10 protein-coding genes are annotated in these 14976 nt (G+C 55.9%); 5 read left to right on the top strand and 5 right to left on the bottom strand.

The genetic code is table 11. The annotated features are described in order from the left end of the window. Window positions 1-220: 220 nt before the first annotated feature. A complete protein-coding gene (gene ppc / locus ABT56_RS05300; protein WP_047877824.1) occupies window positions 221-2851 on the bottom strand; it encodes a phosphoenolpyruvate carboxylase in 2631 nt (876 codons plus the stop codon). A gap of 617 nt (window positions 2852-3468) precedes the next feature. Here ppc and argC point away from each other — a divergent pair. From argC to argH, 4 genes are all read left to right on the top strand, one after another. Then, window positions 3469-4482: an N-acetyl-gamma-glutamyl-phosphate reductase gene (argC, locus tag ABT56_RS05305; RefSeq protein WP_047877825.1), complete on the top strand. Its 1014-nt coding sequence runs from the start codon at window positions 3469-3471 to the stop codon at window positions 4480-4482. A 27-nt stretch (window positions 4483-4509) separates the two neighbouring features. Further along, window positions 4510-5298 (top strand): acetylglutamate kinase, encoded by a 789-nt coding sequence (argB, locus tag ABT56_RS05310; RefSeq protein ID WP_047877826.1) that lies wholly within the window; start codon window positions 4510-4512, stop codon window positions 5296-5298. Window positions 5299-5386: 88 nt separating this feature from the next. After that, on the top strand, window positions 5387-6601 hold the full coding sequence (locus tag ABT56_RS05315; protein ID WP_047877827.1) for an argininosuccinate synthase: 1215 nt from the start codon (window positions 5387-5389) through the stop codon (window positions 6599-6601). 50 nt (window positions 6602-6651) lie between these two features. Continuing rightward, complete coding sequence (gene argH, locus ABT56_RS05320; RefSeq protein WP_047877828.1) at window positions 6652-8529, top strand: argininosuccinate lyase; 1878 nt, start codon at window positions 6652-6654, stop codon at window positions 8527-8529. Between the two features lie 65 nt (window positions 8530-8594). Here argH and ABT56_RS23515 read toward each other — a convergent pair whose 3' ends face one another. From ABT56_RS23515 to ABT56_RS05335, 3 genes are all read right to left on the bottom strand, one after another. Next, window positions 8595-8843: a DUF3624 domain-containing protein gene (locus tag ABT56_RS23515; protein ID WP_084722162.1), complete on the bottom strand. Its 249-nt coding sequence runs from the start codon at window positions 8841-8843 to the stop codon at window positions 8595-8597. A 124-nt stretch (window positions 8844-8967) separates the two neighbouring features. Next, on the bottom strand, window positions 8968-10425 hold the full coding sequence (locus ABT56_RS05330) for a dihydrolipoyl dehydrogenase (protein ID WP_047877830.1): 1458 nt from the start codon (window positions 10423-10425) through the stop codon (window positions 8968-8970). A 70-nt stretch (window positions 10426-10495) separates the two neighbouring features. Then, entirely contained in the window at window positions 10496-11224 is a 729-nt protein-coding gene (locus ABT56_RS05335) for a glutathione peroxidase (RefSeq protein WP_047877831.1), read from the bottom strand. Between the two features lie 164 nt (window positions 11225-11388). Between ABT56_RS05335 and oxyR the strand changes: the two genes are divergently transcribed. Next, window positions 11389-12306 (top strand): DNA-binding transcriptional regulator OxyR, encoded by a 918-nt coding sequence (gene oxyR / locus ABT56_RS05340; RefSeq protein ID WP_047877832.1) that lies wholly within the window; start codon window positions 11389-11391, stop codon window positions 12304-12306. A gap of 79 nt (window positions 12307-12385) precedes the next feature. Here the strand turns inward: oxyR and ABT56_RS05345 are convergent, their stop codons facing one another. Further along, window positions 12386-14932, bottom strand: a complete 2547-nt coding sequence (locus tag ABT56_RS05345; RefSeq protein WP_047877833.1) for a penicillin-binding protein 1A — start codon at window positions 14930-14932, stop codon at window positions 12386-12388. Window positions 14933-14976 lie beyond the last annotated feature (44 nt).

Below are 14976 nucleotides of genomic sequence, written 5' to 3' on the forward strand. Positions count from 1 at the left end.
GTTAAACCAATTGCCCGTGTTGTGATGCTTGTCTTGTTCCTTGTGGTATAAGCACTAATAAGCAATGAGTGTTGTTTAAGTTCAAGTGCGTTCACAGCCTTAACAATAGACAAGCCTTGTTGCTTATTCTGTCTCAAAAATGAGTCAAAAGTTCGAAAGGTTAAATGCCAATAAAAAAGCCACCCGAAGGTGGCTTTTTGCGTTGGGTTGCAATGTCGGATCAGCCGGTGTTGCGCATACCGGTTGCGATACCGGCGATGGTCACCATGAGGGCCTCTTCCAGCATTGGCGTTAGCTCTTCCTGCTGACGGGTACGGTACAGCAATTCGGCCTGGAGCATGTTGAGTGGTTCGACATAGATATTACGCAGGCGGATAGACTCAGCTCCCCAAGGGTTCTGCTCCATCAGGTGGTCGTTGTTTTCGACGTTCAGTACCGCCTTGATATCGCGCTGGAGCTGGTCGCGCAGTTGCTGGCCTAGTGGCCATAGCTCAGGGGCCGTCAGCCGCTGGTCGTAGTATTGGGCGATCCCGATATTGGTCTTGGTAAAGACCATTTCCAGCATTCCTAAGCGGGTTGAGAAGAATGGCCATTCGCGGCACATTTCCTCGAGCTGGTCGCGGTGGCCCTTGTCGATCGAGAACTGGATCGCTTCGCCGGCACCGAGCCATGCAGGTAGCAGCAGGCGGTTCTGGCTCCATGCAAAGATCCAAGGAATCGCACGTAGGCTTTCGACGCCACCTTGCGGGTTACGCTTGGCCGGGCGCGAGCCGAGCGGCAGTTTGCCGAGTTCTAGCTCAGGGGTGGCAGCGCGGAAGTAAGGGACAAATTCCGGATTGCCGCGCACTACATCGCGGTAGGCCTCGCAGGAGACTTCGGACAGGACATCCATCAGCTCGCCCCATTCCTTCTTCGGCTCAGGCGGCGGCAGCAGGTTAGCTTCGAGAATGGCACTGGCATAGAGGCTAAGGCTGTTGACGGCGACTTCCGGCAAGCCCAGCTTGAAGCGGATCATCTCACCTTGTTCGGTAACTCGCAGGCCGCCCTTCAGGCTGCGCGGTGGCTGTGACAGCAGCGCGGCATGGGCTGGGGCTCCGCCACGGCCGATGGACCCACCGCGGCCGTGGAACAAGGTCAGGTTGACCTCGGCTTCCTCGCAGACGCCGACCAGGGCTTCCATCGCACGGTATTGGGCCCAGCCAGCCGCCATGACACCGGCGTCTTTGGCCGAGTCGGAATAGCCGATCATGACCATTTGGTGGTTTTGGATAAAGCCGCGGTACCAGTCGATGCCCATTAGCTGTTTGATCACCGCCTCGGCATTGTTGAGGTCGTCAAGGGTTTCGAACAGCGGGCACACGTCCATACGGAAGCGGCAACCGGCCTCTTGCAGTAACAGGTGTACGGCAAGCACATCGGAGGCAGTGCGGGCCATTGAAATGACATAGGCACCGAGAGCCTCGCGTGGCTGGGTCGCAATGGCTCGGCAGGTGGCGATGACTTCGCGGACCTCGTCAGAAGGTTCCCACTCGCGTGGGAGCAGCGGACGTTTTGAGGCCAGTTCACGAACCAAGAACGCGACTTTGTCTTGCTCGTTCCATTGGTCGTAGTCGCCTAGGCCGAGGTAGCGGGTTAGCTCGGAAATCACATCGCTGTGGCGGGTGCTTTCCTGACGGATGTCGAGGCGTACCAGATGAACACCGAAGCACTTGATTCGGCGCAGAACGTCAAGCAGCAAGCCGTCGGCAATAATCCCCATGCCGCACTCGTGCAGTGACTGGTAGCAGGCGTGGAGAGGAACCCACAACTGGTCGACGTGGTCGATAATACCGAAGCTCGGGACGTCCATCCCCTTGATCTGGGCATCCAGCACATCGCGGGTGTTGGTCAGCTTGGTGCGAAGATCCTTGAGAATGGCACGGTAAGGCTCGTGTTCATTGCCAGCCCGCTCGCGGACAGTGTCGTTGCATTTGACCATCGACAGTTCGCTGACTAGCTCTTTGACATCCTTGAGGTAGAGATCGGCAGCCTTCCAGCGGGAAAGCAGCAGGACCTCGCGGGTTACCTCGGAGGTGACGAATGGGTTGCCGTCGCGGTCACCGCCCATCCAAGAGGAGAAGGTAACCGGAGCCGCATCAATAGGCAGGCGCTCGCCAAGATGGGCGGTTAGCTTCTCGTCGAACTGGCGGAGGAATTCAGGTACCGCCTGCCACAGGGAGTTTTCTACCACCGCAAAGCCCCATTTGGCTTCGTCGAGCGGGGTTGGGCGCTGCTGGCGAATCACATCGGAATGCCAGGCTTGGGCAAGCAACTGCTCGAGGCGGCGCTCGACTTTGTGGCGTTCGGAGTTCGACAGTTCGCTCAGTTCCAGCTTGGACAGGCATTTGTTGATCTGTACCAGCTTGTGGATCATGGTGCGGCGGGCGATTTCTGTCGGGTGGGCCGTCAGAACCAGATCAATCTTCAGATCGCGGACGGCCTGAACCGAGTCGTATTGGCTGATGTCCTGGCTGTTGAGTTTGGCAAACAGGGCATCAATGGCATCGGGACTGCAAATGTGCTCTTCGCTATGGCGCGAAACAGTGTGGTACTGCTCTGCGATGTTGGTTAGGTTGAGGAATTGGCTGAAGGCACGGGCTACCGGCAGGAGCTCGTCATCGGGCAGGTTTTGCAGTTCATCGATCAGCTTGGCGCGATCATCCTGATTTCCTGCGCGTGCAGATTTTGACAGTTTGCGGATAGTTTCTACTTTTTCGAGTAGCTCTTCACCATGCGCATCTTTAATGGTATTGCCCAGCATATGGCCAAGCATACTGACGTTACTTCTTAACGCGCTGTACTTTTCGTTCATATCGCATCCATCTCGTAAAAAAATTACATCCATTGATAACGTGATAAGAGGACAATCTAGCTGTGATCCGGCTCGAAGGTCAACAATGTTCGAATTTATCCATGATAAATCGCCCGGACATTGATTTTTGTCATAATCCGTAGCTGCTTTTGTAACTAACTTTCGTGAAATTGACTGATTAAGGCACGGTTTGTGCGTGCTGGTAGTACATTCTGCTTTAATTTTATCCGCTTCTGGCTTTTGCTGGCGAGATCTCCTGTTTTTCACGGTAGGTGATCCCTTCTTGTTAATCTGGTCTACCCTCTGTAAGGAAGAAATATTGTGTTTTTTTCATACAGCCTGTTGACACCAAATATTAATATGGTAAACATATAAATTCATTTGATGTGAATAAAAATATCTCATTGAGAAATTACACTGCCACGGATAGGCAGACCCAGAATTGTGATCTGACGGTCTCCCCTGAAAGGATATTGTTAACATGAACCAAGCGAAGCTATTCACCACAGTCTCCCTCCGACGACGCTAAGTCCTATTCGCTTGGTGCCCCCGTGCGCACCCCCTCATTGGCAGCATCTGCTGCACGCCCATACCAAAGACAAAATAACGGAAAAACTATGTTCAAGACCCTGATTATCGGTGCCAGCGGCTACACCGGTGCAGAGCTGGCAAAAATGGTTCACCAGCATCCCCATCTCCAGCTTTCTGGGCTGTATGTCTCGGCAAGCAGTCATGATGCCAATAAGCCGATCAGTGCGTTGCATGGAACGCTGAAAGGGCTTGTTGATATGCCTTTGCAGCCCTTGGTTAACCCCGGCAAAGTCGCGGAGCAGGCCGATATCGTGCTGCTGGCAACTGCCCATGAGGTGAGCCATGAATTGGCCCCGGTTTTTTTGGCTCATGGTTGTCAGGTCTTTGATCTTTCTGGTGCGTTCAGAGTTCAAGGTGATGATTTTTATCCCCGTTATTATGGTTTCGAACATCAGGCGGCGGATTGGCTGGAGCAGGCGGTATACGGGTTGGCGGAGTGGAATAAAGATGCCATTGCCACTGCCCAACTGGTTGCGGTGCCGGGGTGTTACCCGACGGCGGCCCAGCTGGCGCTTAAGCCCCTGATCGAGGCCGGTTTGATTGATGACAGCCAGTGGCCGGTGATCAATGCGGTGAGCGGGGCGTCAGGGGCGGGCCGCAAAGCAACGATGGCCAATAGCTTTTGTGAGGTTAGCCTGCAGGCCTACGGGATCTTCAGCCACCGTCATCAGCCAGAAATTGCTACTCACCTTGGCCGGGAGGTGATTTTCACCCCTCACCTCGGCAGCTTCAAACGTGGGATTTTGGCAACAATCACGGCTAAATTGACCCCGGGGACGACCGAGGCGGCGATAGCCGAAGCGATGGTCAAGGCCTATTCGCAAGGCGGGGATCCTCATGCTGTTCGGCTGCTGGGCAACCAGCCTGCACGGCTACAGGATGTTGTCCATACCTGTTTTTGCGACATTGGCTGGAGCTTACATAACGGACACATTATTTTAACCTCTGCGATTGACAATCTTCTCAAAGGTGCGTCATCGCAAGCAATGCAATGCATAAATATTCGAAATAAATTCCCTCAGATGACGGCGTTGGTTTAGGCGGAAATAAGGCAGTAGGAGATAGGCATGAGTCAGGTTCCTTTGGTGATCAAGTTGGGTGGTGCGGTGCTGTCTTGTTCCGACACGCTTGAGAAGTTATTCGGGGCAATTGGCCAATACCAGCAGCAGGCACAGCGCCCACTGATATTGGTTCATGGCGGCGGGTATTTGGTCGACGAGCTGATGGCCAAGCTGCAGTTCGAGACGGTGAAAAAGGATGGGTTGCGGGTGACGCCATCGGATCAGGTGCCCTATATCGCAGGTGCGCTGGCCGGTACGGCCAACAAGCTACTGCAGGGACAAGCGCTGAAGGCCGGGGTGGCAGCGGTTGGCCTCAGCTTGGCTGATGGCGGTTTGTGTCAGGTTGAAGAGCTTGCCCCCGAGCTTGGTGCCGTCGGCAAGGCCAGCCCTGGCGACGGTACGTTGTTGAGCGCGGTCATGGCGGCCGGCTATGTGCCGATTATCAGCTCGATAGGACTGGACGGCAACGGCAAGCTGATGAATGTCAATGCCGATCAGGCGGCAGTTGCGGTTGCGGCGGCGATGAATGCCGAGCTGGTGCTGTTGTCCGACGTCAGCGGGGTACTGGATGGTAAAGGGCGTCTTATCCCGACTCTGACCGAGACGGAAGCTGAGTCGCTGATCAGCCATGCGGTGATCACCGACGGGATGGTGGTCAAGGTACGGGCGGCGTTCGCTGCGGCCAGTGCCCTTGGCCAGCCGATAGAGGTTGCTAGCTGGCGTTACCCAGACAGGCTGGCGGCGCTGTTTAGCGGCCAGAGTATTGGTACTAAGTTTACGCCCGAGAATGGCTAGGTTCTGGGCGGGATAATTTTCAGTTAACGGATTACACAGAGACAAGCCTGAGCGGGACGACCGTCGAGCAGGTAATTAGGAGAGCATTATGAGCAAGGTATCAAAAGTAGTATTGGCTTATTCCGGCGGTCTGGACACATCCGCTATTATTCCTTGGTTAAAGGAAAACTACGACTGTGAGGTAGTGGCGTTTGTCGCCGATGTCGGCCAGGGCGAGGAAGAGCTGGTCGGGATCGAGGAGAAGGCGTTGGCCTCGGGGGCATCGGCCTGCTATATCGCCGATCTGAAAGAGGAAATGGTTAAGGATTATATCTACCCGAGCCTCAAGACGGGGGCGGTGTATGAGGGCAAGTACCTGCTGGGGACGTCGATGGCCCGTCCGATCATCGCCAAGGCTCAGGTTGAGTGTGCCTTGCAAGTCGGGGCGGACGCGCTCTGCCACGGTTGTACCGGCAAAGGCAACGATCAGGTCCGTTTCGAGAGCACCTATGCGGCGCTGGCTCCGCAGCTGGCGGTGATTGCGCCTTGGCGAGAGTGGGACTTGCGCAGCCGTGAGGCTCTGCTTGATTACCTTGCCGAGCGCAATGTGCCGACGACGGCCACGCTCGAGAAGATCTATTCGCGCGATGCCAATGCTTGGCATATTTCGACCGAGGGCGGGGTGCTTGAAGATACCTGGAACCAGCCGAACGAACTGTGCTGGGTGTGGACCAAAGATCCCGAGCAGGCTCCGGATCAGCCGGAGTTGGTTTCGCTGCAGGTTGAAAAAGGCGAGGTGGTAGCCGTCGACGGTGAGGCAATGAGCCCCTACAACGCTTTGGCCTACCTCAATGCCAAGGGGGCGGAGCACGGTGTCGGCCGTATCGATATCGTCGAGAACCGTCTGGTGGGGATCAAGTCGCGTGGCTGCTACGAGACTCCGGGGGGCACCATCATGATGGAAGCTCTGCGTGCCGTTGAGCAACTGGTGCTTGATAAAGAGTCTTTCGAGTTCCGCCAGACTCTTGGCCTCAAGGCCTCGCACCTGATTTACGACGGGCGTTGGTTTACCCCGTTGTGCAAGTCGCTGTTGGCAGCTGCCGATGAGCTGGCTCAGGACGTCAGCGGCGAGGTGGTGGTTAAGCTCTACAAGGGGCAGGCCACTGTTGTGCAGAAGCGTTCTTCCAACAGCTTGTACTCGGAGGAGTTCGCGACTTTCGGTGAGGACGAGGTTTATGATCACAGCCATGCAGGCGGCTTTATCCGTCTTTACTCGCTGGCGAGCCGTATCCGTGCTTTGAACGAACAGAAGAAAAACCAGTAAGACCCATAACGATAATGAGCAAGTCGGATAAGTAGGATAGGAGAAGTACCATGGCACTCTGGGGCGGACGGTTCAGCCAGGCAGCTGATACGAGGTTTAAGCAGTTCAACGACTCTTTGCGGTTTGACTATCGGCTGGCAGAGCAGGACATTGTCGGTTCGATTGCGTGGTCGAAGGCGCTGCGTCAGGTTAACGTGCTGAGCGAAGAGGAGCAGCAGAGGCTGGAGCTGGCGCTCAACGAGCTTAAGCTGGCCGTGATGGAAGACCCGTCTCAGATCCTCCAGTCCGATGCGGAAGACATCCATAGCTGGGTTGAGCAGCAGCTCATCGGCAAGGTGGGCGATCTGGGCAAGAAGCTTCATACCGGGCGTTCGCGTAATGATCAGGTCGCGACCGATCTCAAGTTGTGGTGTCGCCAGCAGGGCCAGCAGCTGCTGCTGATGCTCGACCACCTCCAGAACCAACTGGTGACGGTGGCGAGGGTGCATCAGGCGACGGTCTTGCCGGGGTATACCCACCTCCAGCGTGCCCAGCCGGTCACGTTTGCCCACTGGTGCCTGGCCTATGTCGAGATGTTCGAGCGTGATTACTCGCGTTTGCAAGATGCCCTGAGCCGTTTGGATACTTGCCCGCTTGGCTCGGGGGCGCTGGCCGGTACGGCTTACCCGATAGACCGTGAGGTTCTTGCCCATAGTTTGGGTTTCCACCGGGCAACCCGCAACAGCCTTGATTCGGTTTCCGATCGCGACCATGTGATGGAGCTGCTGTCGACGGCCTCGATTTCAATGCTTCACTTGTCGAGGATGGCCGAGGACCTGATTTTCTACAATTCCGGGGAGTCGAACTTTATCGAGCTGGCCGATACCGTGACCTCGGGATCGTCATTGATGCCGCAGAAGAAAAATCCCGATGCCCTTGAGCTGATCCGTGGTAAGTGCGGGCGGGTATATGGCTCGTTGGCCGGGATGATGATGACGGTCAAGGCACTCCCGCTGGCCTACAACAAGGACATGCAGGAGGACAAGGAAGGGCTGTTCGATGCGCTGGATACCTGGCATGAGTGTATGGAGATGGCGGCTCTGTGCTTCGACGGGATCAAAGTCAACAAGGACCGTACCCTCGAGGCGGCGATGCAGGGGTATTCCAATGCCACCGAGTTGGCGGACTATCTGGTTGCCAAGGGGATCCCGTTCCGTGAAGCCCACCATATCGTCGGGGTTGCCGTCGTGGCGGCGATCAAGAAGGGCTGCGCCCTCGAGGAGCTATCGCTCGAGGAGATGCGAGCCTTTTCGCCGGTGATTGATGTTGATGTCTATCCGATCCTGACCATTGAGTCATGCCTTGAGAAGCGCTGCGCGCTGGGCGGCGTGGCGCCGAATCAGGTCGACCATGCAATTGGCCAGGCAGAAAAGCGGCTTGAGAAGCGTTATTCGCCGGGGGTGAAGGTACGCGGTGCGCGGCTGACCGATCTCGATGCCATCGAGGGGATGGTGGCCTATTGGGCCGGGCTCGGCGAGAACCTGCCGCGGATGCGCAACGAGCTGGTGCGGGATATCGGGTCGTTTGCGGTTGCCGAGCATCATGGGACAGTGACCGGCTGTGCCTCGCTGTATGTCTATGACTCGGGACTGGCAGAAATCCGCTCGCTCGGGATTGAGGCGGGCTGGCAGCAGCAAGGACAGGGGCGGGCGGTGGTCGACCATCTTGTCGAAAAGGCGGCGCAGATGGCGATCAAGAAGGTTTTCGTTTTGACCCGGGTGCCTGAATTCTTCATGAAGCAGGGCTTTGTCCCTACCTCGAAGAGCTTGTTGCCCGAAAAGGTGATGAAAGACTGCGACCGTTGCCCGCGTCAGCATGCCTGTGACGAGGTGGCATTGGAAGTCAGGTTGGATCAGGAGCAGCAGATCCCGACGGTCAGTGTCGCCTAAGTGCCGCGGTGGAAACCGTTGAACCGTTTATTGCTCAGCCCGGCCATTGTGCCGGGCTGTTTTAGTTATGGCCTTTTGCTGCGTTGTTTGGCGGCGTTGAGCTGTCTTGCCCGGATCAGGTGGGCGGCGAGCAGCAACGAGGTGGCGATAGCGGCGACCAGTGTGGTGATGGCCCCGACGGTTGCCGGAGTGTCGCGGAAGCCTATTCCCCATAGCAACCATGCCAACGGTGCGGTGATTGCCAATTGCTTCATGCAGCGGCGGCAGCGGCCGAGTTTTGCGAGAAAGACAGATTGGCAGGAACGGCAAGACATGGTGATTTCTCGGCAGTGGAGGGGGAAAAGGACGGTATTGTAGATCGCCTGTAGCTGGTGGAGGAAGGAATAAAAAAGCCCCCGCCGGATGGCAGGGGCAGATCGGTAGTGCTAGGAGAGCCGATTAACAGCCTGGACCGCAATCCAAGCAGTGCTTGATCATTTCAGGCCCGAGCTGGAGCTTGGCATTGAGGTCGCGCAGTGCGGTGCGGACGCCTTCCTCGATAACCGGGTGGTAGAACGGCATGTCCAACATCTCAGAAACCGTCATCTTGTTTTGGTGTGCCCAAGCCAGTAGGTGGGCAAGGTGCTCGGCGTTAGGACCCATCATCTCGGCGCCTAGGAAGCGGCCAGTACCTTGTTCGCCGTAGACGTGCAGCATCCCTTTGTTGCGCAGCATCACCCGTGAGCGGCCCTGGTTCTCAAAGGAGACTTCACCCGTTGCGAAACAACCGCAAGTGCCTAGGCGAGTCTGAAGCTGTTTGTAGGTCTCGCCGACCATGGCAATCTGCGGGTCGGAGAACACAGCTGAGATCACAGAGCGGCGAAGACCGGCTCGGATATCAGGGAAGCGGCCAGCATTGTCACCGGCAATACGTGCCTGATCGGCTGCTTCGTGCAGTAGCGGAATTTGGTTGCTGGCATCGCCGGCGATGAAAATCGTCTCGACCGATGTTTGCAGCGTGTAGTAATCCGCTGCAGGTACGCCGCGCTCATCCAGCTTGAGGCTGGTGTTTTCAAGGCCGAGCTTGTCAACGTTAGGGCGGCGGCCGGTTGCAGCCAGGACATAGTCGACGATAAAGGTCTCTAGTTCGCCGTCGTGGTTGATGAATTGGATCTCAACCTTGTCCTCACCCTCGATACGCTTCATGCTTTCGATTTTTACATCGGCATCAAGGTAGAATTCTTCTTTGAACGCCTTGTCGGCATAACCCATGATCTCTGGATCTGTCAGCGGGCCGACTTGGCCGCCGATACCGAATAGTTTCACCTTCACACCCAGACGGTGTAGGGCTTGGCCCAGTTCGAGGCCGATAACCCCCGGACCGAAAACGGCAACAGCTTCTGGCAGATCATCCCAGTTGAACACGTCGTCGTTGATCACGAGGCGGTCGCCCAGCTCGTTCCATACTGCCGGGTAGGCAGGGCGAGAGCCGGTGGCAATCACAATGCGCTTGGCGTTGATTTGGGTATGGTCGTCAACAAGCAGAGTGTTGTTGTCGATAAATTTGGCATAACCGGCAAGTTTGTCTTCGGCTGGGATCTCGTCTACCCCTTCTAGAACGAAGCCGACAAAGCGGTCACGCTCGCGCTTGACGCGATCCATCACCTCGCGGCCGTTGATGACGATTTCACCCTGCGGGTGGATACCGAAGCCTGGCGCCTTCTCGATTTGGTGAACGCTTTCAGCTGCGGCGATAAGAAGTTTTGATGGCATGCAGCCAACGCGGGCACAGGTAGTGCCGTAAGGGCCGCCTTCGATCATCACAACGCTGTCGGTGTAAGCCTTGGCTGCGCGGTAGGCACCCAGTCCGGCGGTACCACCACCAATCACTGCAACATCAACATTCAGGGTATTCATAGGTTCTCTCCAATCCAAATCTTGCCGGGTTGGGCCCGCAGTGCGGGCCCTTATTGTTATAGGTGCTGGGTTAGCCCAGGTAGGCTTCTAGCTCTTCGCTACCGCCGATGTGCTTACCGCCGATGAATACCTGAGGTACAGTGCTGCGGCCCGATACTGCGCGCAGGCTCACTGTTGTCGCGTCTTTGCCTAGTACGACTTCTTCGTACTGCAAGCCCTTGTCAATCAGGTTTTGCTTGGCTTTGGCACAGAATGGACAGCCTGGCTTGGTGAATACTGTGATTGACTCCTGCAGTTTGTGGTCAGGGGCAATGTAGTTCAGCATGGTGTCGGCATCTGATACTTTGAACGGGTCGCCTGGTTCTTCGTTTTCGATGAACATTTTTGTCACAACGCCGTTCTTAACCAGCATGCTGTAGCGCCATGAGCGAGGACCGAAGCCTAGGTCTTCTTTGTCTACCAGCATGTCCATCCCTTTGGTGAATTCACCGTTGCCGTCAGGGATGAAGGTGATGTTTTCAGCTTCTTGGTCGGCTTTCCAAGCGTTCATTACGAAGGTATCGTTAACGGATACACATAGGATGTCGTCAACGCCATTCTCAGCAAATACCGAAGCCAACTCGTTGTAACGTGGTAGGTGGCTTGATGAACATGTTGGGGTGAATGCGCCAGGCAGGCTGAATACAATCACTGTTTTGTTGGCAAATAGTTGCTCGGTAGTCACGTCAACCCACTGGTCGCCTTTGCGAGTGTGGAAAGTAACTTGTGGTACTGCGTGGCCTTCTTTAGATACGAACATAATCGAATTCCTTATTAAATTTGTGATGTTTGTTTGGTCATTTGCAACCGGAGCTTATCTTTTCTTGCTCCCTGTTGATGTGATGATTATGCGATTTCCAGCTTGATAGTTCTAATTGTTTGCTGCTATGGTTTTGATAGTTAATTCCTATCAAAGTGGTAAGCATGAATATCCGAGACTTGGAGTATTTGGTCGCGCTGTCGGAGCACAAGCATTTCCGCAAGGCTGCCGAGGCCTGTTTTGTTAGCCAGCCGACCTTGAGCGGGCAAATCCGCAAACTGGAAGATGAGTTGGGTGTTGCCCTATTGGAGCGTACGAGCCGCAAGGTCTTGTTCACCGATGCTGGCTTGGGGCTGGTGGCGCAGGCTCAGAAGGTACTGTTGGAGATCAAAGTTCTCACCGAGATGGCCAGCCAGCAAGGGGACAGCATGAGCGGGCCGCTTCATATTGGCTTTATCCCGACGGTCGGGCCTTATCTGCTGCCTTATATCATTCCGCAGATAAAAGCGCGCTTCCCCGAACTTGAGCTTTTCCTCCATGAGGCTCAGACCCACCAACTTGTCCATCAGCTCGAAGAGGGCAAGATCGACTGTATGATCCTCGCAGCGGTCAAAGAATCCGAACCGTTTATCGAGTTGCCGCTCTATCAAGAGCCGATGGTGGTTGCGGTGCCGGAAGACCATGCGTGGGCCGGGTTGGACAAATTGGCTATGACCCAGCTTCATGGCGAAACCCTGCTGATGCTGGGTGATGGCCATTGCCTGCGCGATCAGGCGATGGGCTTTTGTTTCGCGGCCGGGGCGGTGGAAGATGGGAGCTTCCAGGCGACGAGTCTTGAGACACTGCGCAATATGGTGGCGGCTGGTAGTGGGATTACTTTATTGCCGCAGCTGGCGACGCCGAGCGAGCGCTGCCGCGATGGCGTTTGCTATATCAAGGCCTGTGAGCCCGTGCCGAGCAGATTGATCACCTTGGCTTATCGTCCAGGCTCCCCGCTCAAGGGGCGTTATGAGATTTTGGCCGAGTTGGTTTCAGAGTTCATGACTGGTCATTTCGAGCCTGCCAGTAATAGTGCGGCGTGATCGAACTAGGCAGCCTTGGTTGCGAGGAATAAAAAAAGAGCGCCATCACGGCGCTCTTTTTGTTTCGGGTGGGGGAGTATCAGAACAGTTCGTCTGAACTGTCAGAGGTAAAGATCCCCTCGTTTACCCCGCTTGCCCCGGCCATCTCGGTAGGCTCGGTGCCCTGTTCGAAATACTCGAACATCGAGGTGAAGTCGGTGCTGTTGGTCAGCTTGCCGCTTTCGCGGTCGATACGAACCTTGATGATATCGGCTGGAAGGACCTTGCGCTGGACCGGTACATCTTCTAGCGCTTTGTCCATAAAGGCGATCCAAGCCGGTTGGGCGGTTTTCGCACCGGCCTCGGCACCGGAGGTTTGATCCTTGCCGAGGTTGTTGTTCCACGAGGTCTTGCCCAAGTTGCGGCTATGGTTGTCGAAGCCAACCCATGCGGTTGCGACGATGTTCGGGCCGAAGCCGGAGTACCATGCATCCTTGGAGTCGTTGGTCGTGCCCGTCTTACCGCCGATATCATGACGCTTCAGGGTTTGTGCCCGCCAGCCAGTACCGTTCCAGCCACTGCCGTGGCGCCAGTCACCGCCACCCCAGATGTTACTCTCGAGCATTTCGCGAACCAAGAAGGCGTTCTGCTCTGAGATGACCTGTGGTGCATAGTGTACCGTTTGTCCCTGCTGGGCTAGGTCGCTGGCATCCAGTGATTCTTCGCTGATGGCGATATCATTGGCGACTACCGACGATGGGGTAAAACCGGTGCTCTTGCTGTGGCCCCGTTCTTTCTGGCACTCGCTGTTGCAGGCAATATTAGGGTTGGCCTGATAGACCACATTGCCGTACGGGTCTTCGACGCGCGCGATAAAGTATGGCTGGACGTAGTAGCCGCCATTGGCGAAAACGGCAAAGCCTTGCGCTACTTCGAGCGGCGTCAGGCTACCTGCACCTAGGGCCAGCGGCTCCGCGCGCGGTAGGTCTTTCTTCTTAAAGCCAAAGCGGGTCAGGTAATTGATCGTCTCGTCAAGACCGACACTCTGCAGTACCCGTACCGCCATTACGTTTTTGGACTGGGCCAAACCTTGACGCAGGCGGGTAGGGCCGTTGTAGGTCGGTGGCGAGTTCTTCGGACGCCATGCTGTGCCCATGCTCTGGTCCCAGCGGTTGATTGGCGCATCGTTGACCAAGGTGGCAAGGGTCATGCCGTTATCCAATGCCGCCGAGTAGATGAACGGCTTGATTGCCGAACCCACCTGACGGATGGACTGGGTGGCGCGGTTGAACTTGCTGTGGATGAAGTTGAAACCGCCGACCATCGCCTTGACCGCACCGTCTTGCGGTGAAACCGCGACAAATGCCGTATTGGCGTCCGGCACTTGGCTCAGGGCCCATTGTTCGCCCTTGTGCTGGATCCAGATCTGCTGGCCGGCAGCAAGGATGTCAGACGCCTTTTTCGGTGCCGGGCCCTGACGCTTGTCTGTAATGAACTTGCGGGCCCACTTCATGCCGTCCCAGTCAAGGGTCTGGCGTTCGCCGCCTTTGGCAATCACTGTTGCGGTTTTACCTTCGACATCTGTGACGACGGCCGGCGTGAGGTCGCCGTAGCTTGGCTGTTTGTCAAGGTGGGCATCAATTCTGGCCATATCCCATGCGGGTTGGCCGCTCTTCCATAGCGTGGCCACGGCACCGCGGTAGCCATGACGCTGGTCATAGCCCAGTAGGTTGCTGATGGCTGCTTGCTGGGCTGCGCGCTGCATGGTTGGGTCAACCGTAGTGTAGACACGCATTCCAGAGGTGTAGGCGTCCTCACCGTAGCGATCGACCATCCAGGCACGGGCCTGTTCGGCAAAGTAAGGCGCGCTCAGTTCGATTTCTGCACCGTGGTAGCGGGCGATAATCGGTTCGTTGCGGGCCTGATCATACTCGGCTTGGCTGATGTAGCCTTCGGCCTGCATACGGCCCAGTACCACATTGCGGCGAGTCGTCGCGCGATCGACGGAATAGATCGGGTTCATTGTCGAAGGTGCTTTGGGCAAGCCGGCAATAATCGCGATTTCGCTCAGTGTCAGCTGGCTGACATCCTTGCCGAAGTATACCTGTGCGGCAGCCCCGACACCGTAGGCACGGTAACCGAGGTAAATTTTGTTGAGGTAAAGCTCAAGGATTTCGTCTTTGCTCAGAAGCTGCTCGATGTGGATCGCGATGAAAATCTCTTTGATTTTCCGCATGATCTTCTTTTCATTGGAGAGAAAGAAGTTACGGGCAAGCTGCTGGGTAATGGTACTGGCCCCCTGCCTTGCCGACCCAGACGTTGCAACAACGAAGGCGGCTCGGGCGATGCCGATCGGGTCGATACCCGGGTGCTCGTAGTAGCGGCTGTCCTCGGTCGCAATGATGGCATGGATCATTTGCGGAGGAATTTGGTCTAAAGATAGCGGAATGCGACGCTTCTCACCAAATTGGGAGATCAATTTGCCATCGCGGCTGAATACCTGCATAGGCGTTTGTAATTCAACATGTTTCAATGTAGCCACATCTGGGAGTTCCGGCTTCACATAAAGGTAAAAGCCAAAAATTGTAGTGACTCCAAGAATTATGCAAATCATTGCAAATATCAGTAATCGCTTTATGAACTTCACTTGAGATTTCCCGTTGCACCGTCATTCGTGCGTTTAATAAGTTT

The organism is Photobacterium aquae (assembly GCF_001029445.1).
GTDB lineage: Bacteria > Pseudomonadota > Gammaproteobacteria > Enterobacterales > Vibrionaceae > Photobacterium > Photobacterium aquae.

Coding starts and splice junctions, on each gene's coding strand:
- ABT56_RS05315 (WP_047877827.1), top strand. CDS start 5,387: ATGAGCAAGGTATCAAAAGTAGTATTGGCTTATTCCGGCGGTCTGGAC.
- ABT56_RS05330 (WP_047877830.1), bottom strand. CDS start 10,425: ATGAATACCCTGAATGTTGATGTTGCAGTGATTGGTGGTGGTACCGCC.
- ppc (WP_047877824.1), bottom strand. CDS start 2,851: ATGAACGAAAAGTACAGCGCGTTAAGAAGTAACGTCAGTATGCTTGGC.
- ABT56_RS23515 (WP_084722162.1), bottom strand. CDS start 8,843: ATGTCTTGCCGTTCCTGCCAATCTGTCTTTCTCGCAAAACTCGGCCGC.
- oxyR (WP_047877832.1), top strand. CDS start 11,389: ATGAATATCCGAGACTTGGAGTATTTGGTCGCGCTGTCGGAGCACAAG.
- argH (WP_047877828.1), top strand. CDS start 6,652: ATGGCACTCTGGGGCGGACGGTTCAGCCAGGCAGCTGATACGAGGTTT.
- ABT56_RS05335 (WP_047877831.1), bottom strand. CDS start 11,224: ATGTTCGTATCTAAAGAAGGCCACGCAGTACCACAAGTTACTTTCCAC.
- argC (WP_047877825.1), top strand. CDS start 3,469: ATGTTCAAGACCCTGATTATCGGTGCCAGCGGCTACACCGGTGCAGAG.
- argB (WP_047877826.1), top strand. CDS start 4,510: ATGAGTCAGGTTCCTTTGGTGATCAAGTTGGGTGGTGCGGTGCTGTCT.